General features: G+C 59.9%; 18 protein-coding genes and 1 pseudogene. 8 read left to right on the top strand and 11 right to left on the bottom strand.

Annotated elements, in window-relative coordinates; all coding sequences use genetic code 11:
- Positions 1-33: 33 nt before the first annotated feature.
- The 5 genes from uppS to rpsB form a co-directional block, all read right to left on the bottom strand.
- A complete protein-coding gene (gene uppS, locus GU3_RS13355) occupies positions 34-795 on the bottom strand; it encodes a polyprenyl diphosphate synthase (RefSeq protein WP_014293056.1) in 762 nt (253 codons plus the stop codon).
- 72 nt (positions 796-867) lie between these two features.
- Positions 868-1,425 (bottom strand): ribosome recycling factor, encoded by a 558-nt coding sequence (gene frr / locus GU3_RS13360; RefSeq protein ID WP_014293057.1) that lies wholly within the window; start codon positions 1,423-1,425, stop codon positions 868-870.
- 129 nt (positions 1,426-1,554) lie between these two features.
- Positions 1,555-2,286 carry a UMP kinase gene (gene pyrH, locus GU3_RS13365; RefSeq protein WP_014293058.1) on the bottom strand — a complete coding sequence of 244 codons (732 nt, stop codon included), beginning with the start codon at positions 2,284-2,286 and terminating at the stop codon, positions 1,555-1,557.
- A 71-nt stretch (positions 2,287-2,357) separates the two neighbouring features.
- Positions 2,358-3,236 (bottom strand): translation elongation factor Ts, encoded by an 879-nt coding sequence (tsf, locus tag GU3_RS13370; RefSeq protein WP_014293059.1) that lies wholly within the window; start codon positions 3,234-3,236, stop codon positions 2,358-2,360.
- Positions 3,237-3,340: 104 nt separating this feature from the next.
- Positions 3,341-4,066, bottom strand: a complete 726-nt coding sequence (rpsB, locus tag GU3_RS13375) for a 30S ribosomal protein S2 (protein ID WP_014293060.1) — start codon at positions 4,064-4,066, stop codon at positions 3,341-3,343.
- A gap of 287 nt (positions 4,067-4,353) precedes the next feature.
- On the opposite strand from rpsB, the gene map reads away from it, so the two are divergent.
- The 7 genes and pseudogenes from map to aceK all read left to right on the top strand — a co-directional run bounded on the left by map (position 4,354) and on the right by aceK (position 11,705).
- On the top strand, positions 4,354-5,139 hold the full coding sequence (gene map, locus GU3_RS13380; protein WP_014293061.1) for a type I methionyl aminopeptidase: 786 nt from the start codon (positions 4,354-4,356) through the stop codon (positions 5,137-5,139).
- 351 nt (positions 5,140-5,490) lie between these two features.
- Positions 5,491-6,072, top strand: a pseudogene (locus tag GU3_RS13390) (pseudouridine synthase); the annotation flags it as partial.
- A gap of 5 nt (positions 6,073-6,077) precedes the next feature.
- On the top strand, positions 6,078-6,524 hold the full coding sequence (locus tag GU3_RS13395; RefSeq protein ID WP_014293064.1) for an NUDIX hydrolase: 447 nt from the start codon (positions 6,078-6,080) through the stop codon (positions 6,522-6,524).
- A gap of 137 nt (positions 6,525-6,661) precedes the next feature.
- Positions 6,662-7,768, top strand: coding sequence for a tRNA 2-thiouridine(34) synthase MnmA (gene mnmA / locus GU3_RS13400; RefSeq protein WP_014293065.1), 1,107 nt, complete (start codon positions 6,662-6,664; stop codon positions 7,766-7,768).
- Positions 7,765-8,388, top strand: coding sequence for a high frequency lysogenization protein HflD (hflD, locus tag GU3_RS13405; protein WP_014293066.1), 624 nt, complete (start codon positions 7,765-7,767; stop codon positions 8,386-8,388). The genes mnmA and hflD overlap by 4 nt, the downstream gene beginning before the upstream one ends.
- A gap of 40 nt (positions 8,389-8,428) precedes the next feature.
- A complete protein-coding gene (purB, locus tag GU3_RS13410) occupies positions 8,429-9,799 on the top strand; it encodes an adenylosuccinate lyase (protein WP_014293067.1) in 1,371 nt (456 codons plus the stop codon).
- 160 nt (positions 9,800-9,959) lie between these two features.
- Positions 9,960-11,705: a bifunctional isocitrate dehydrogenase kinase/phosphatase gene (gene aceK, locus GU3_RS13415; protein ID WP_014293068.1), complete on the top strand. Its 1,746-nt coding sequence runs from the start codon at positions 9,960-9,962 to the stop codon at positions 11,703-11,705.
- Positions 11,706-11,817: 112 nt separating this feature from the next.
- On the opposite strand, the gene GU3_RS13420 is transcribed toward aceK, so the two are convergent.
- Positions 11,818-12,309 carry a putative 4-hydroxy-4-methyl-2-oxoglutarate aldolase gene (locus tag GU3_RS13420; RefSeq protein WP_014293069.1) on the bottom strand — a complete coding sequence of 164 codons (492 nt, stop codon included), beginning with the start codon at positions 12,307-12,309 and terminating at the stop codon, positions 11,818-11,820.
- Positions 12,310-12,736: 427 nt separating this feature from the next.
- Between GU3_RS13420 and arcA the strand changes: the two genes are divergently transcribed.
- Entirely contained in the window at positions 12,737-13,453 is a 717-nt protein-coding gene (gene arcA, locus GU3_RS13425; protein ID WP_014293070.1) for a two-component system response regulator ArcA, read from the top strand.
- Between the two features lie 109 nt (positions 13,454-13,562).
- Here the strand turns inward: arcA and fbaA are convergent, their stop codons facing one another.
- From fbaA to GU3_RS13445, 5 genes are all read right to left on the bottom strand, one after another.
- On the bottom strand, positions 13,563-14,642 hold the full coding sequence (gene fbaA / locus GU3_RS13430; protein WP_014293071.1) for a class II fructose-bisphosphate aldolase: 1,080 nt from the start codon (positions 14,640-14,642) through the stop codon (positions 13,563-13,565).
- Between the two features lie 69 nt (positions 14,643-14,711).
- A complete protein-coding gene (locus GU3_RS13435; RefSeq protein WP_014293072.1) occupies positions 14,712-15,875 on the bottom strand; it encodes a phosphoglycerate kinase in 1,164 nt (387 codons plus the stop codon).
- A 44-nt stretch (positions 15,876-15,919) separates the two neighbouring features.
- Positions 15,920-16,939: an erythrose-4-phosphate dehydrogenase gene (gene epd, locus GU3_RS13440; protein WP_014293073.1), complete on the bottom strand. Its 1,020-nt coding sequence runs from the start codon at positions 16,937-16,939 to the stop codon at positions 15,920-15,922.
- A 165-nt stretch (positions 16,940-17,104) separates the two neighbouring features.
- Positions 17,105-17,254 (bottom strand): hypothetical protein, encoded by a 150-nt coding sequence (locus GU3_RS17235; protein ID WP_158308469.1) that lies wholly within the window; start codon positions 17,252-17,254, stop codon positions 17,105-17,107.
- Positions 17,255-17,395: 141 nt separating this feature from the next.
- Positions 17,396-18,763, bottom strand: coding sequence for an MFS transporter (locus tag GU3_RS13445; RefSeq protein ID WP_014293074.1), 1,368 nt, complete (start codon positions 18,761-18,763; stop codon positions 17,396-17,398).
- Positions 18,764-18,802 lie beyond the last annotated feature (39 nt).

An 18,802-nucleotide genomic window follows, 5' to 3' on the forward strand; every position in this document is an offset into this window, starting at 1 on the left:
TCGTCACGCCTGCGCGAATGACAAAACACGCCGTCAGGCCTTTTGCTCCAGCAGCTCGCGGATCTGGGCACCGGTGCAGCCAAACCGTCGCTCCCGTCCCACAAAGGCGGCAATGGCATCGCTGAAGGCGTCTTCGCCAAAGTCGGGCCAGAGCACCGGGGTAAAATACAGCTCGGCATAGGCCAGCTGCCACAATAAAAAATTGCTGATGCGCTGCTCGCCGCCGGTGCGGATCAGCAGATCCACCGGCGCCAGGTCGGCAAGCTGAATGCACTCATTCAGCAACGCCTCGGTGATGTCCGCCGGCGCCAGCTCCCCCTGAGCCACTTGCTCAGCCAGCATGCGCGCTGCCTGGGTAATATCCCAGCGGCCACCGTAATTGGCGGCAATGTTCAGGGTAAGGCCGGTATTGGTGGCGGTGAGGCGTTCCGCATCCTCGATTTTTCGCTGCAGATGGGGCGCAAAGGCACTGCGATCACCGATGATGCGCAGCCGAATATTGTTGCGGTGCAGCTTGCGCACCTCGGAGCCCAGCACGGCGATAAACAGGCTCATCAGGGCGCTGACTTCGTCCTCGGGACGGCGCCAGTTCTCACTGGAGAAGGCAAACAGGGTCAGGGCATCGAGGCCGAGCCGGTAGCCAAAACTGACCGCCGCCCGTACCGATTTCACCCCGGCCTTGTGACCGGATACTCGAAATTTTCCTCGCTGCTCGGCCCAACGCCCGTTGCCGTCCATGATAATGGCGACATGGCGGGGCAGCGGCTGGCCTTCAAATGCTGCCGTTGCTGGCATAGTCACTCCTGCACAAAAACAAACGCCGTGCAGGCAGCTACACGGCGTCGGCTACTATACCTGATGTAACTATCAGATTTCCATTAACTCTTTTTCTTTGGCAGCGAGGGCATCGTCCACCTGCTTGATAAAGAGATCGGTCAGTTTCTGAATGTCGTCCTGGGCGCGACGATCGTCGTCTTCGGAGATCTCTTTTTCTTTCAGCAGTGCCTTCAGGCTGCTGTTGGCGTCGCGACGAATGTTGCGAATGGCCACCCGGCCCTGCTCGGCCTCATTGCGCACCACCTTGATCAGATCCTTGCGGCGCTCTTCGGTCAGCGGCGGCAGCGGAATGCGGATCATGGCGCCGGCGCTGGACGGGTTCAGGCCCAGATCGGAGGTCATGATGGCCTTCTCAACGGCCTGGATCATGGAGCGGTCAAACACGGTCACGGCCAGGGTGCGGGAGTCTTCGGTGGTGATGTTGGCCAGCTGGTTGAGCGGCGTGGAGGCACCGTAGTAGTCCACGTGAATGCTGTCGAGCAGGCTGGGGTGAGCACGACCGGTGCGCACCTTGTTCATCTGGGTTTTCAGCGCTTCCACGCTTTTTTCCATGCGGGTCTTGGCGTCGGTTTTGATGTCGTTTATCACGGTCGTTATCCTTTTTTGTGAGTGAGGGGTGAGGGGTCAGGCGTGAGGCGGAAGACGTAAACCCACCAGCAATGGCTGTCGGGTTCGTGTTTTACTCCTCACTCCTCTCCCCTCACTCCTTACAAAATATCAGAGCTTATTGCTGATCAGGGTGCCTTCGGTTTCCCCCATCACGGCACGACGCAGGGCGCCCGGCTTGTTCATGTTGAACACCCGGATCGGCAGGTTGTGATCCCGCGCCAGGGTAAAGGCCGCCAGGTCCATGACCTTGAGTTCCCGATCGAGCACGTCGTCGTAACCCAGATGGTGATACAGCTCGGCGTCGGGATTCTTGACCGGATCCTCGCTGAACACGCCATCCACCTTGGTGGCCTTGAGCACCACATCGGCCTCGATTTCGATGCCGCGCAGACAGGCCGCCGAGTCGGTGGTAAAGAAGGGATTGCCGGTGCCGGCGGAGAAGATCACCACTCGGCCCTTGCGCAGCAGGCTGATGGCATCGGCCCAATTGTAGCTGTCGCACACGCCTTCCAGGGTAATGGCAGACATCAGACGGGCATTCACATAAGCACGGTGCAGGGCATCGCGCATGGCCAGGCCGTTCATCACGGTGGCCAACATACCCATGTGGTCGCCCACCACGCGGTTCATGCCCGCCTTGGCCAGGCCCGCACCACGGAACAGGTTGCCGCCGCCGATCACCAGGCCCACCTGGACGCCCAGCTCTACCAGTTCCTTGATTTCCTGAGCCATACGCTCCAGTACGGCGGGGTCGATACCAAAGCCTTCTTCTCCCTGCAGCGCTTCACCGCTGAGCTTGAGAAGAATGCGTCTGTATGCGGGTTTCGGATTGGTACTCATGCTTTCTATTCCTGGTCATAGAAAGACCGCGACGGAATGTCGCGGCCTGAATAGCATTAAAAAGGCGGGAGTTAACCCTTGGAAGCGGCGATCTGAGCCTGTACTTCGGCAGCGAAGTCTTCTTCCTTACGCTCGATACCTTCACCCACTTCAAAGCGGACGAAGCCCAGGGCGTCGGCGCCGTTCTGCTTGAGCAGATCGCCCACGGAGATGGACGGATCCTTGACGAAGGGCTGGCCGGTCAGGGAGATTTCACCGGTGAATTTCTTCATGCGGCCTTCAACCATCTTCTCGGCGATGTCTTTCGGCTTGCCGGAGTTAACGGCGATTTCCACCTGGATTTCACGCTCTTTGGCCACCACTTCGGCAGACACGTCTTCGGGCTTGACGAACTGCGGGCTGGAAGCGGCCACGTGCATGGCCACGTCTTTGGCCAGCTCTTCGTCGCCGCCCTGCAGGTTGGCGATAACGCCAATACGGGTGCCGTGCAGGTAGGTGATCAGGTTGTCGCCTTCCATCAGCACTACGCGACGCAGGCTCATGTTTTCACCGATCTTGGCGATCAGGTTGGTCAGGGCGGTTTCAACGGTTTCACCGTTGGCCAGGGTGGCGGCCTTCAGGGCGTCTACGTCGCCAATCTTGTTGGCCAGGGCCAGGTCAGCGATTTGCTCACCCAGGGCGCGGAAGCCGGCATCCTTGGCAACGAAGTCGGTTTCGCTGTTCATTTCTACCATCACGGCAACGTTGCCGGCCTGGCGAGCCAGGATGATACCTTCGGCAGCGATACGGCCGGCTTTCTTGGCGGCTTTGGCCTGGCCGGACTTGCGCATGTCTTCAATGGCCTGCTCGATGTCACCGTTGGCTTCGATCAGGGCTTTTTTACAATCCATCATGCCGGCGCCAGTGCGCTCGCGCAGTTCTTTTACCAGGGCGGCGGTAATGTTTGCCATTCGTAATGTCCTCGGTCTTGTTAAGAAAACAGGGGCACATGGCCCCTGTTAACCTATAACTTGCGTATGGTTAATAAAGGCGTGAGCGCGGGGCTCAGTCTTTATTATTCTTCTACGACGTAGTTGTCTTCGGCTTGCACGGCCAGGTCTTGCGCACGGGCAGCGTTCACGGCGTCAGCGGCGGCGTTCAGGTACAGCTGAACGGCACGGATGGCGTCATCGTTACCGGGAATGATGTAGTCAACGCTGTCCGGGTTGGAGTTGGTGTCAACTACAGATACCACGGGGATGCCCAGGTTGTTGGCTTCCTTGATGGCGATGTGCTCGTGATCTGCGTCGATAACGAACAGTACGTCGGGCAGACCGCCCATGTCCTTGATACCACCCAGGGACTTCTCCAGCTTTTCCATTTCGCGAGTACGCATCAGCGCCTCTTTCTTGGTCAGCTTGTCGAAGGTACCGTCCTGAGACTGGGCTTCCAGATCCTTCAGGCGGTTGATGGACTGACGCACGGTTTTCCAGTTGGTCAGCATACCGCCCAGCCAGCGGTGGTTGACGTAGTACTGGTCGCACTTGGTGGCGGCTTCTTTTACGGCTTCAGAGGCTGCGCGCTTGGTACCAACGAACAGGATTTTACCTTTCTTGGAAGCAACGTTGCCCAGGTAGTTCAGCGCATCGTTGAACAGGGGAACGGTCTTTTCCAGGTTGATGATGTGAACCCGGTTGCTGGCGCCGAAAATGTAAGGCTTCATCTTGGGGTTCCAGAAACGAGTCTGGTGACCAAAGTGAACGCCGGCTTTCAGCATGTCGCGCATAGATACTTGTGCCATGATTTCCTCAAATATGTAGTGGGTTAGGCCTCCACACATCCCATGACTCCGACCCGCAGGCACCCTGGAGCATGTGCCGATGTGTGTGTGTGTTAAATAAAGTGAATGTTGGTGCAATGCCGAATGTTTGAAACCCGCCATCACGGCGCGCTTTATACCACAATTGCCCCGCCCGCACCAGCGCCGGGACCGATTTCGGTGCTGGAAGTTAGTGCCCGGCAAGGGTACACTTTTGGCCCTCTCACGGGTACGCCCGCTAATCGCCCAGCCATTTCACAGAGACGAGTATGAGCATAGTCATAAAAACCCCGGAAGAAATCGAAAAAATGCGCGTGGCCGGCCGCCTGGCCGCCGAAGTGCTGGAAATGATCGAGCCCCATGTAAAGCCCGGCGTGACCACGGACGAACTCAACCGGATTTGTCATGACTATATCGTGAACGAACAGCATGCCATTCCGGCGCCGCTGAACTACCACGGTTTTCCCAAGTCGATCTGTACCTCGGTGAACCACGTGATCTGCCACGGTATTCCGTCGGACAAAAAGCTCAAGGAAGGCGACATCGTCAATATCGACATCACGGTGATCAAGGATGGCTACCACGGCGATACGTCCAAGATGTTTACCGTGGGCCAGCCGAGCATCATGGCCGAGCGCCTGTGCCGGGTGACCCAGGAATGCATGGAGCTCGGTATTAAAATGGTCAAGGACGGCGTGCACCTGGGCGACATCGGCGCCGCCATTCAGAAACATGCCGAAGCCCATAACTACTCTGTGGTGCGGGAATATTGCGGCCACGGCATCGGCAAAGAATTCCATGAAGAACCCCAGGTGCTGCACTATGGCAAGGCCGGCACCGGTGAAGTGCTGAAGGCGGGCATGTGCCTGACCATTGAACCCATGATCAACGTGGGCAAGCGCCACAGCAAGATGCTGAACGACGGCTGGACCGTGGTCACCAAGGATCGCAGCCTGTCGGCCCAGTATGAGCACACCATTCTGGTGACCGACACCGGCTGTGAGGTGCTGACCCTGCGCCAGGACGATAACCTGCCGCGGATCATCACCGCCTGAGCGCGATGCGAAGCAGCAGCGCGGTTGCGCTCCGCCGACACGCTTCAAGCCCATCCATGGGCCGCTCGGCAAATGCCATCCTTGGCATTTGACGGTCGGCTACGGCAATCCCCGCAGCTGCTTCGTGAAGCCTCGGAGGTGCCTGTTTGACGACCGGCGGCTCCGAGGTCAAACCCAGGAGGGCAGAGGGCATCTGTTTCGCCGTGCCCTCTGCGCCATGGATGGCGCAGTGGAGCCTACATGGACGTATTCACGGCGTGCCGGCGAAACAGTGCCCTGTGTCCGACGAAGTGCACGGCCAGACAGCAAACCTTTGTCATCCGCCTATCTGTATAACAAAGCAGCTACCCCATGAAACCCAACCTTAGCCGCCGCCCCCGCAAGCCCGTACCGAAAAAGCCGTCAGGCCCAACCGTGACCCTGCTGCTGAACAAGCCCTACATGGTGCTGTGCCAGTTTACCGACGGCAACGGCCGCGAGACCCTGGCCGACTATGTGGACGTGCCTGGCGTCTATGCCGCCGGCCGGCTCGATCGGGACAGCGAAGGCCTGCTGGTGCTGACCAATGACGGCGCCCTCAATGCCCGCCTGACCCAGCCCGGGCGCAAGACCGCGAAAACCTACTGGGTGCAGGTGGAAGGCGACCCGACCGAGGCCGATTTAGATAAACTGCGCCACGGCGTTACCCTTAACGACGGCCCCACCCTGCCGGCACAAGTCAGGCGCATGGACGAGCCGGCGGTCTGGCCGCGCAACCCGCCCATTCGCGAGCGCCAGCACATTCCCACCACCTGGCTGGAAATCAAGATCACCGAGGGGCGCAACCGCCAGGTGCGGCGCATGACCGCCCATATCGGCTTTCCCACCCTGCGGCTTATTCGTTACGCCGTGGGCAACTGGACCCTCGACGACCTGCAACCCGGACAATGGAGAAAAGTATGAGTCATGCGGTGACCCTGGCGGTGATTGTGCGCGCCGGTGAACGTTTTTTGATGGTGGAAGAATGGCAACAGGGTCAAGTGATGTTCAACCAGCCCGCCGGCCACCTCGAAGCCGGCGAAAACCTGCTGGACGGGGCCAGGCGTGAACTGCGGGAAGAAACCGGCCTGGAGTTGCCCCTTGAAGAGGCAGTGGGCGTATACCAGTACACGGCACCGGACAACGGCAAGCATTTTGTGCGTTTTACCTTCTGTACCGAGGTGGCCGCCCCCCTGGCCACCCACCCGCAGGATCCGGACGGTGACATTATTCGCTGCCACTGGCTGACACTTGAAGAAATCGAGGCGCTTGGCGAGCAACTGCGCAGCCCGCTGATTTTGGCCTCCCTGCGGGACTACCTGGCCGGTGAACGCTTTCCGCTGTCGGCGTTGAAAGGCTGGGACTAGGGAATGGGGACTGGGGACTGGTGTAAACACTCATCCCCAGTCCCTAATCCCAATTCCCCGAGAGCTGAAAGCTCCCTCCCCCTTACCGCATTTGTCTGGTAAAATAGCGCCCGTTTTGCAATCGAGTAATGGGCGTTATGAGCGATAACAGTCAGCTGAAAGTGATTGTCGGCATGTCCGGCGGTGTGGATTCCTCGGTCTCGGCGTACCTGCTGCAACAGCAGGGCTACCAGGTGGAAGGCCTGTTCATGAAGAACTGGGAAGAAGACGACACCGACGAGTACTGCTCCGCCGCCGAAGATCTGCGCGACGCCCAGGCCGTGTGCGACAAGCTCGGCATCGAACTGCACACCATCAACTTTGCCGCCGAGTACTGGGACAATGTGTTTGAACATTTCCTGGCGGAATACCAGGCCGGCCGCACCCCCAATCCCGATATCCTGTGCAACAAGGAAATCAAGTTCAAGGCGTTTCTGGAGTTCGCCGCCGAGGATCTGGGCGCCGACTATATCGCCACCGGCCATTACGTGCGCCGCAGCTTTGACGACGAGCCTAAACTGCTGCGCGGTCTCGACGGCAACAAGGATCAGAGCTATTTCCTCTACACCCTGAGCTCGCAGCAGGTGGCCAAAAGCCTGTTCCCGGTGGGCGAGCTGGAAAAGCCCGAGGTGCGCCGCATTGCCGAGCAGCTTGAGCTGGTCACCGCCAAGAAGAAGGACTCCACCGGTATCTGCTTTATCGGCGAGCGCAAGTTTACCGACTTTCTGGCCCGTTACCTGCCCGCCCAGCCCGGCAACATTGAAACCGTGAACGGTGAGGTCATCGGTCAGCATCAGGGGCTGATGTACCATACCCTGGGGCAGCGCAAAGGCTTAGGCATCGGTGGCCTGAAAAACGCCGGCGACGAGCCCTGGTACGTGGTCGACAAAGAAGTCGAGCGCAACGTGCTGGTGGTGGCTCAGGGGGATCACCCCCGCCTCTATTCCGACGGCCTGATTGCCCGCCAGCTGCACTGGGTGGATCGGCGCCCGGTGACCGAGCCCCTGCGCTGCACCGTAAAAACCCGTTACCGCCAGACCGACATTCCTTGCACCATTGAGCCGGTGGACGCCGACACCATTCGCGTGATCTTTGACGAGCCTCAGGCGGCGGTGACCCCGGGCCAGTCGGCGGTGTTCTATCAGGGCGAGGTGTGTCTGGGCGGCGGCATTATTGAAACCCGGTTCAACAAGGATCAAGCGTGAGTCACAGTCTCGAAAACCAGACCCTGGCCTTTGCCGGCATCTGCCAGGCGGTGAGCCTGGTGCAACAGGTGGCCCGCCAGGGCACCATTGAAGACAAGGCGGTGCTGTCCTCGACCCTGAACAGCATACTGGTCACCGATGCCGAGCAGTCGGCGGACATCTATGGTGGTCACCACAACCTGCGGCTGGGCTACCAGACCCTGATCGAACAGCTTAACCCCGACAGCAGCAAGAAGAACGCCGAGCTCACCCGTTACCTGGTAGGCCTGGTGGCACTGGAGCGCAAACTGGCCAAACGCCGGGATCTGCTGTCGATGCTGGGCGAGCGCATCAGCCAGGTGAAGCGCCAGCTGCACCACTTCGAGCTGCTCGACGAGCAGGTGTTGGCCAACCTGGCCAGCATCTACAGCGACATTGTCAGCCCCCTGGGGCCGCGCATTCAGGTGGCCGGCAACCCGAGCTTTTTGCAGCAGCCCGTGGTGCAGCACCAGATCCGCGCCCTGCTGCTGTCGGGCATTCGAAGCTGTGTGCTGTGGCGCCAGCTCGGCGGCAAGCGCCGGCATATTCTGTTTTCCCGCAAGCGACTGGTGGCCCAGGCCCAGGCCGCCTTGCGGGACTGATTTTGTGTTATTACCCCCCAACCTTCAGGAGTTTCAGTTCATGGAATTGTCAGCATTAACGGCCATTTCCCCGGTCGATGGCCGTTACGGCAGCAAAACCGAGGCGCTGCGCGCCATTTTCTCCGAATTCGGCCTGCTGCGCTTTCGCGTTGAGGTGGAAGTGCGCTGGCTGCAGGCCCTGGCCGCCGAGCCGGCCATCGCCGAAGTGCCGGCCTTCTCCGCCGACGCCAACGCCCTGCTCGACGCTATTGTGGCCAACTTCAGCGAGGCCGACGGCCAGCGCATCAAGGAGATTGAGCGCACTACCAACCACGACGTCAAGGCCGTGGAATATTTCCTGAAGGAAAAGGTCGAGGCCCTACCTGAGCTGGCCGCGGTGAGCGAATTCATTCACTTCGCCTGCACCAGTGAAGACATCAACAACAACGCCCACGCCCTGATGCTGAAAGCCGGCCGCGACGAAGTAGTAGTGCCCTACTGCCAGCAGCTGGTCGATGAAGTAAAACGGCTGGCCACCCAGTATCGCGATCTGCCCATGCTGAGCCGCACTCACGGCCAGCCCGCCTCGCCCACCACCCTGGGCAAGGAAATGGCCAACGTGGCCTACCGTCTGGAACGCCAGCTCAAGCAAATTCAGAGCGTGGAGCTGCTGGCCAAGATCAACGGCGCCGTGGGCAACTACAACGCCCACATCTCCGCCTATCCGGAAGTGGACTGGCATGCTTTTTCCGAGCAGTACGTGACCGGTCTGGGCCTGACCTGGAACCCCTACACCACCCAGATTGAGCCCCACGATTACATCGCCGAGCTGTTCGACGCCCTGGCCCGCTTTAACACCATACTGCTCGACTTCGACCGGGACGTGTGGGGCTACATCTCGGTAGGCTACTTCAAGCAGAAAACCGTGGCCGGCGAAATCGGCTCCAGCACCATGCCCCACAAGGTCAACCCCATCGACTTTGAAAACTCCGAGGGCAACCTGGGCCTGGCCAACGCCATTTTCAACCACCTGGCCGCCAAGCTGCCGGTGTCCCGCTGGCAGCGGGATCTGACCGACAGCACCGTGCTGCGCAACCTGGGCGTGGCCGTGGGCTACTCGCTCATCGCCTATCAGGCCACCCTGAAGGGCATCAGCAAGCTGGAAGCCAATCCTCAGGCACTGGCTGCCGATCTGGATCAGAACTGGGAAGTGCTGGCCGAGCCGGTACAGACGGTGATGCGCCGCTACGGCATTGAAAAGCCCTACGAGAAGCTGAAAGAGCTGACCCGGGGCAAGCGGGTGGACGGGGCCGGCATGCGTGCCTTTATCGATACCCTGGAACTGCCCGAGTCGGTAAAAGACGAGCTCAAGCAACTGACCCCGGCCAGCTACATCGGCCGCGCGGTGCAGCTGACCGACGAGCTGAAGTAAGCCTGAAGGGGCGAAGCGGTCGCGCTTCGCCCTGCTTCACACATTTCCCGCCTGAACAGACCGCAGCTTGCGGCAGCCCACAAAACCGGCATTTTCCCTTCGCTTTTTTTCTTTTTGTTTCATTAACATGCTTCCAGTCATCCACGGGAGCCCGCTTGTCATGAATAGCCGCACACGGGAAATGGCGCACATTGTCATGCGCGGTTTCGACGCCTTTCATCGCTATTTTCTGGTGATTACGCAAGGGGCCAAGGCCCGCTTTGAAGCCCAGGACTGGAGCGGGGTGCAACTGGCCTCGCGCCGGCGCATCTGGCTTTACGACGAGCACGTCAACAATACGGTGCGTGCCGTGCTCGACTATAACCGGGGGCCGCTGCGCCACCAGGAGCTGAAGGCGCTCAAGCAGGCCTTTAACGATCTGCTGCTCACCCATCCCAATGCGGACATGGCCGAGTCCTTCTACAACTCGGTATATCGCCGCTCCACCCGCCATCGCAGCATTCGCGCCGAAAACCTGTATGTGCACCCCTTTGTTCCCCAGCCCGGCGAGCAGGATCTCGGCCCCGTTAGCTGGCACTACCACCTTGCTCCCGATGAGCTGGGCACCATACTGCCAGGCCTGCTGGCGCGCCTGGGGCTGGAGCTGCCCTTTCTGCGGCTGGAGCGGGATTTAAATCATGTGCAGCGCACCCTGGCCGAGCAGGGACTGGCCGGAGAGCCCCTGCAACTGACCGTGATCAACACCCTGTTCTACCGCAACAAGGGCGCTTATCTCATTGGCCGGCTGGAGCGCCCGGAAGGCCCCCTGCCCTTTATTTTGCCCATACTGCACGAGAACGGTGGCCTGATCATCGACACCCTGCTGCTCAGCCGGGACGACGCCTCCATTCTGTTCGGCTTTGCCCGGGCCTACTTTATGGTGTGGTGCCCGCGGCCCTCGCTGCTGGTGCAGTTTCTGCGGCCGCTGCTGCCCAACAAGTCGGACTATGAAATCTACAACGCCATTGGCTGGCAAAAGCACGGCAAGACCATCTTTTATCGGGACTTTCTGCAGCATTTGCAGCAGTCACGGGATCAGTTCGTGCCCGCCGCCGGCATCAAGGGCATGGTGATGTGCGTGTTTACCCTGCCTTCACTTGACGTGGTGTTCAAGGTGATCAAGGACCGCTTTACTCCGCCCAAAACCGTGGACCGGGATACCGTCAAGGCCAAATATCGGCTGGTCAAGCAGCACGACCGGGTGGGCCGCATGGCCGACACCATGGAGTTCACCAACTTTGAACTGCCGCTTCACCGCATCAGCCCGGCCTTGCTGGAAGAGCTGCAACGGGAAGTGCCGTCCCTGCTCACCCAAAAGGACGATCGGTTGATTATTCATCATCTGTATACCGAGCGGCGCATGACGCCCCTGAATATGTATCTGGAGCAGGCCGACGACGAACAGCTCAGACATGCCCTGGATGAATACGCCAATGCCCTGAAACAGCTGGCCGCCGCCAATATTTTTCCCGGCGACATGCTGTTCAAAAACTTTGGCGTCACCCGCCACGGCCGGGTGATTTTCTACGACTACGACGAAATCGCCTACATGACCGAGTGCCACTTTCGCGATATTCCCAAAACCGACCACCTGCAGGATCAACTCAGCCCCGAGCCCTGGTACTCGGTGGGGCCGAACGATGTGTTTCCGCAAGAGTTCAAAACCTTTCTGCTGTACAAACCGCGCATTCGGGCCGCCTTTGACCCGCGGCACCTGGAGCTGTTTACCGCCGGTTACTGGCGACAACTGCAGCACAACATTGAGCAGGGCCGGGTGGAAGACATCTTCCCCTACCGCCGGCGGCAGCGGTTTAAATATAAGTACGGGGAGACGTTGGATGGGAAGACGGAAAGGGGTGAGAAGTGAAGGAAGTCACATCGCCTGTTGGAGCGCGGGCTGCCAGCCCGCAACTTGCCGCCGTGCGGCAACTTAAAAAGCACCTGCGGCGCTAATGCAGGCTGGCAGCCTGCGCTCCATGTTACAGCTGCGGGTGGCTCAGGGGCTCGCGGGACACCAGCACGCCGTTCAAGTCCGAGTAGATGTAGTCTCCCGGGTAAATGGTCACGCCGGCAAAGGTCACCGGTACGTCCACCACGCCTTCACCGCGTTTTTCCGAACGGATGGGGCAGGCCGCCAGGGCCTTGATGCCCAACGCCAGCTCACCCAGGGTGCCGGCATCGCGAACCGCACCGTGAATGACGATGCCTTCCCAGCCGTTTTCCAGCGCCTTTTCCGCCAGCATGTCGCCCATCAGGGCACAGCGCAGCAAGCCGCCGCCGTCCACCACCAGCACCTTGCCGGTGCCGGGCTCGGATACCAGCTCCCGTACCCGGGAGTTGTCTTCGTAACAGCGCACCGTTACCGCCTGGCCCCAGAACAGGGATTCCCCTCCAAAATCGCGAAATACCGGGTCCAGCATCCTGACCAGATCGGCATGTTCATCACACAAGTCCGGCAACAAATCGAGCATCTTATCCTCCGTTTTCTGCACAGATTTTTCGGCCTTCGTCTTTGGCAAAGGTCCGGGTTTCCAACAACGACATCAGGGCTTGCACCGACGCCGATGTTGTTAAATTGGCACTTGACCTGGATCAAGCCCCTTCATAAAACTATTTAACAATATCCGTTGCAAACTGTTGTTATGCCCCTGTTAACTGTTAAAATAACACCAATTTGGCAAAAGGACCTCTGTTCTTCCCGTTTGAAATCTGTTGGGTATGATGCAGTAACTGCATGGGATGCATATAAAAACAATAACAGCACCACAAAACGGACAGGCTTCGGCAGCGTGAACGGCTTGCATACGTAAGTTTGTTACACAAACCCCGCCTGGACGGCCGGCTTTTGAACCGTGGTGCCGATGACAGTATTTTTACATTCAGAGAACAGGTAAGCTCATGCAGACTCCACACATTCTTATCGTTGAAGACGAACTGGTCACCCGTAACACCCTTAAAGGCATTTTTGAGGCGGAAGGTTACACCGTGCTGGAAGCCACCGACGGTGAGGAAATGTACAAGGCCCTGTCCGATCACAAGGTGAACCTGGTGATCATGGACATCAACCTGCCCGGCAAAAACGGCCTGCTGCTGGCCCGGGAGCTGCGCGAGCAGCACAACCTGGCGCTGATGTTCCTCACCGGCCGCGACAACGAGGTCGACAAGATCCTTGGCCTGGAAATTGGCGCCGACGACTACATCACCAAGCCGTTCAACCCCCGTGAGCTGACCATTCGCGCTCGCAACCTGCTGGGCCGCACCATGCAGGCGCCCGATGCCCAGGAAGATGACAAGCAGGTGGACGCCTACCGCTTCAACGGCTGGACCCTGGACATCAACAGCCGCGCTCTGGTCAGCCCCAGCGGCGAGGTATTCAAGCTGCCCCGCAGCGAGTTTCGTGCCATGGTGCACTTCTGCGAGCACCCGGGCCAGATCCAGAGCCGCGCCGAGCTGCTGAAGAAAATGACCGGCCGCGAGCTCAAGCCCCACGACCGCACCGTGGACGTGACCATTCGCCGCATTCGCAAGCATTTCGAGTCGGTGCCGGATACCCCCGAGATCATCGCCACCATTCATGGCGAAGGCTACCGCTTCTGCGGCGAGCTGGAAGGGTAAATCTTTGGAGCGCCTGCGGCGCTAATGCAGGCTGGCAGCCTGCGCTCCAGACAACATCTAAAAAAATACCGGCCAACTGGCCGGTATTTTTATTCATGCAATTAATGCCTTACAGCACGTTGACGGCGTTCAGCTCGCGGAACGCCTGCTCCAGACGGGCAATCATGCTGAGCTGGCCTTCGCGCAGCCAGACCCGCGGATCGTAGTACTTCTTGTTGGGCTTGTCGTCGCCGTCCGGGTTGCCGATCTGGCCCTGCAGATAGGCTTCCTTTTCCTTGTAGTAGTTCATCACCCCGGCCCAGGTGGCCCACTGGGTGTCGGTGTCGATGTTCATCTTGACCACACCGTAGCCGATGGACTCCTTAATCTCCTCGGCAGAGGAGCCGGAGCCGCCATGGAACACAAAGTCCAGGGACTTGGGGGCCAGGCCGAACTTCTCGGACACATACTTCTGGGAGTTATCCAGAATTTTCGGGGTCAGCTTGACGTTGCCCGGCTTGTACACGCCGTGCACGTTGCCGAAGGAAGCCGCAATGGTGAACTTGTCGCTGATGGCACTCAGCTTCTCGTAGGCATAGGCCACGTCTTCCGGCTGGGTATAGAGCAGGGAGCTGTCCATGCCGGTGTTGTCGACGCCGTCTTCCTCACCGCCGGTGCAGCCCAGCTCGATTTCCAGGGTCATGCCGATCTTGCTCATGCGCGCCAGGTACTGGGCACAGATCTCGATGTTCTCTTCCAGGCTCTCTTCGGACAGGTCAATCATGTGGGAGCTGAACAGCGGCTTGCCGGTTTCGGCAAAGTGCTGTTCGCCGGCATCCAGCAGGCCGTCAATCCAGGGCAGCAGCTTCTTGGCGGCGTGATCGGTGTGCAGGATCACCGGAATGCCGTAGGCTTCGGCCAGGGCATGGACGTGACGGGCACCGGAAATGGCACCCAGAATGGCGGCCTGGTGACCTTCCAGCTTCAGGCCCTTGCCGGCAAAGTAGGCGGCGCCGCCGTTGGAAAACTGCACGATCACCGGCGCCTTCACCTTGGCGGCGGCCTCCATCACCGCATTGACCGAGTCGGTCCCCACCACGTTGACCGCCGGCAGGGCGAACTGGTTGGCCTTGGCGATGGCGAAGATCTTCTGCATGTCATCGCCGCTGACCACACCCGGCTTGACCACGTCGGAAATTTTCTGGGACATTTTTTGCTCCTGTATGCTTGACCACGGCCGGCGTCATTGCACCGGCCATGTTAAATAAATAGGGTGGGCTCAGCCCTGGGCGCGCTGCTCGAGGATGGCCACCGCCGGCAGGGTCTTGCCTTCCACAAACTCCAGGAAGGCACCGCCGCCGGTGGAAATGTAGGATACCTTGTCCTTGATGCCGAACTTGTCGATGGCCGCCAGGGTGTCGCCGCCGCCGGCGATGGAGAAGGCGTCACTCTCGGCGATGGCCCGGGCCACCACCTCGGTGCCGTGAGCGAACTGGTCGAACTCAAACACGCCCACCGGACCGTTCCACAGAATGGTTTTGGCCTCTTTCAGGATCTTGGCCAGGGCCTCGGCGGAGTCGGGACCCAGATCGAAGATCATGTCGTCGGCGTCCACCTCATTCACCGGCTTGGTGGCGGCTTCGGCCTGCTCGGAAAACTCGGTGCCCACCACCACGTCGGTGGCCAGGGGAATGGCACACTCGGCGGCCAGCTTTTTCGCGGTGTCGAGCAGCTCGGGCTCATAGAGCGATTTGCCTACCGAATGGCCGGCGGCGGCGATAAAGGTGTTGGCGATACCGCCCCCCACCACCAGCTGATCCGCCACCTTGGACAGGGACTCCAGCACGGTCAGCTTGGTGGATACCTTGGAGCCGCCCACAATGGCCACCATGGGGCGGGCGGGCTTGTCCATGGCCTTGGCCAGGGCTTCCAGCTCGGCAGACAGCAAGGGGCCGGCACAGGCGACGGGGGCGTATTTGGCCACACCATGGGTAGAGGCCTGGGCCCGGTGGGCGGTACCGAAGGCATCCATCACGAACACGTCACACAGGGCGGCATACTGGCGGGATAGGGTCTCGTCGTCCTTCTTTTCGCCCTTGTTGAAGCGCACGTTTTCCAGCACCACCAACTCACCCTCGGCAATATCCAGGCCGTTGAGGTAATCGGTTGCCAGACGCACCGGCACGCTCAGCTTGCCGGCCAGGTAGTCCACCACCGGTTGCAGAGAGAACTCGTCGGCGTATTCCCCTTCGGTGGGCCGACCCAGGTGGGAGGTCACCATCACCCTGGCACCCTTGGCCAGGGCCGCCTCAATGGTGGGCAGCGAGGCCAGGATGCGGGCGTCGGAGCCGACCTTGCCGTTTTTCACCGGCACATTCAGGTCGGCGCGGATCAGCACCCGCTTGCCGGACAGATCGAGTTCATTCATTTTGATGACAGACATAATACGTCCTCTACATTGGCAGTACTGTTGTTAAATCGAAACGGTTACACCGACTCGCTCGCCGCCAGCCAGGCCAGGCTGGTGTCCAGCATGCGGTTGGCAAAGCCCCACTCGTTGTCGCACCACATCAGCATCTTGATAAGATTGGCATCGCTCACCCGGGTCTGGGTACCGTCGATAATGGAAGAATGGGGATCGTGGTTAAAGTCCACCGACACCAGCGGCGCCTCGGTATAATCGAGAATGCCTTTCAACGGGCCCTGGGCAGCCTCGCGCAGCACCCGGTTTACCTCGTCGACGGAGGCGTGCCGTTCCACGATCACGCTAAGATCCATGGCAGTGACGTTAATGGTGGGCACCCGCACGGAAATGGCCTCGAACTTGCCGGCAAAGTGCGGCAGTATGCGCTCCACCCCCTTGGCCAGCTTGGTGTCCACCGGAATGATGGACTGGCTGGCGGCCCGAGTGCGGCGCAGATCGGCATGATAGGCGTCGATCACCTGCTGATCGTTCATGGCCGAGTGAATGGTGGTAATGTTGCCACACTTGATATGGAACACCCGGTGCAGGGTTTCGATCACCGGCACCACGCAGTTGGTGGTGCAGGAGGCATTGGAGACGATGGTCTCATGACCGGTGAGCTGGTGATGATTCACGCCGTAGACGATGGTGGCATCCACATCGCTGTCGGCCGGATGGGAAAACAGCACCCTGGCCGCCCCGGCCGCCATATGCCGGCCCGCATCGGCCCGGCTCGAAAAGACCCCGGTACAGTCCAGCACCAGATCCACCGCCAGCTCAGCCCAGGGCAGCCTGGCCGCATCGGGCTCGTGGCACAGGCGAATGGTATCGTCGCCAATGCACATGTTCCCGTTGTCCAGGCTGACCGTATGGCCAAACCGGCCGTGGCTGGAGTCATAGCGGGTCAGATGGGCCATGGCCTCGGGCTCGGCCAGCTCGTTGATGGCCACGATTTTCATGCGCCGGTGCAGGCCACGCTCATAGAAAGCACGCAGCACGCTGCGGCCGATGCGGCCATAACCATTAATGGCGAGTCGAATCATTGCTGTCTGTTTCCTGCAGGGCTGAGGGCGTGAGCCCGGTATCAGAATTCAGGCCCAAGTCTAGCGAGGATTGAAAGCAAGGGGAATGGCGAAGGCAGTGATGGAGCCCTAAAAAGGAAAATCCCGGCCATTGGCTCGGCCGGGACGGCAATAACGGGGCAAAATTCAGACAACTTCCAGCTCGGGCTCCGGCTCGGTGACTACTGCGACCGGCTCGGCCAGTTCCGCCTGCTGCTGCAGCCAGCACAGCACGGTCGCCGGGTAAGTGTCGTCCGCCGACCAGATGCAGGTCGACGGGGTGGAGACAGCACTCATACGCGATACATTATTCAATGGATCTGTCCTCGCTGATGAAACCGCACTCAGGTTAACCGTCCCGATTGACGGTTTGATGACAGTACATGATTTAACCAGCAAAGGCCAATTGAGGCCGGATCCACTCGAGTAGGCTGCAACCTAGGGCTGCACCATGGCGTCCTCTTCCCTCAGCGGCTCCGGCTCGCTCAAATCCAGCTCCATCTGGCCCGCCTGGGCCTCGGCAATGGCTTCTTCCTCCAGGTCGGGAAATACCTCCTCCATGGGCAGGTCCACAAACTCCTCGTTCCGGGGGTCAAGCTCGGTAATAACACCGGCGGTATCCACCGGGGTGGCAATATAGGCCGCCTGCTCCGCCACCGGTACCGCCGGCGTGCGCCACTGCCACCACCAGGTGTAACTGCCCAGCAATAAGGCGACGCCACCGCAGCCGATGTACAGGCCCTGGGGCCCGAGCCAGGTCATCATGGCGGAGCTGAACAGCGGCCCCAGGGAGCTGCCCAGACCATAGCTCAGCAGCAGGGTGGTACTGGCAGCCACGATATGATGGGCCTCCATGCGGTCGTTGGTAATGGCCACCGCCACCGGGTAGATGGACGCCACCATGCCCATATAGAGGGCGGAAAAACCAATCAGAATACCCAGATGAACACCGCCGCCGGCGATCACCCCGGCGGCGCTCAGCACGATCACCAGGTTAATGGCGACCATGATCCGGCCCCGGTCGAGCCGGTCACACAACCGTCCCAGCGGCCAGGCAAACAGAATAAAGGTAAAAACGGACGCCGCCATAAAATACGACAGCTGATCCACCGGCAGGCCCAGCTGAATGGCATAAACCGGGGCCATGGCATAAAAGCTGCTGATCAGCACGCCGCTGCACAGTGCCGCCAGCAGCCCCACCGGGGCGCTGCGCACGATGGACTTCAGGCTGATGCGCTCGCTGTGCTCCACCGTGGGCGCCTCCATTCGAGTGAGCGACAGGGGGACCAGGGCGGCCGTCAGCAAAATGGCGCCAAGAGTAAAAGGGACAAAAGCAGCCGGATCGGTAAAGCCAATCAGCAGCTGGCCGGCGGTGGCCGCCAGGTAGGCACAGATCTGGTAGGCAAAAAACAGGGTGGCACGGTTGTCGCTGGTGGCCACGGCACTGAACCAGCTCTCAATCACCACAAAACTGCCGGCCACCGCAATGCCGCTCAGCGCCCGCAGCAGGGCCCAGATGATGATGCTGTCGGTCAGCGGAAAGATCAGAGTGGAGCTGGCCAGTACGGCGCTGAACACCGCAAAGGCGCGAATGTGTCCCACCCGCTTGATCACCCCGGGACCGTACAGGGAGCCGAGCACAAAGCCCACCGAGTAACACACCATGATGCTGCCGATCAGGGTCGGCTCCACCTGTTTCAGCCCCAGGTTGACCCCGAGCAGGGTCATCACAAAGGTGTTGCCTCCCATCAGCAGAAACACGCTGAAGATCAGCGAAGACAGGGAAATGACCAGGCGTTTTATCATGATGGCGGCAGTCTGAACGAAAAAGAAAGACGCTCAGAT

It is taken from the genome of Oceanimonas sp. GK1 (assembly GCF_000243075.1).
In the GTDB taxonomy this organism is placed as follows: domain Bacteria; phylum Pseudomonadota; class Gammaproteobacteria; order Enterobacterales; family Aeromonadaceae; genus Oceanimonas.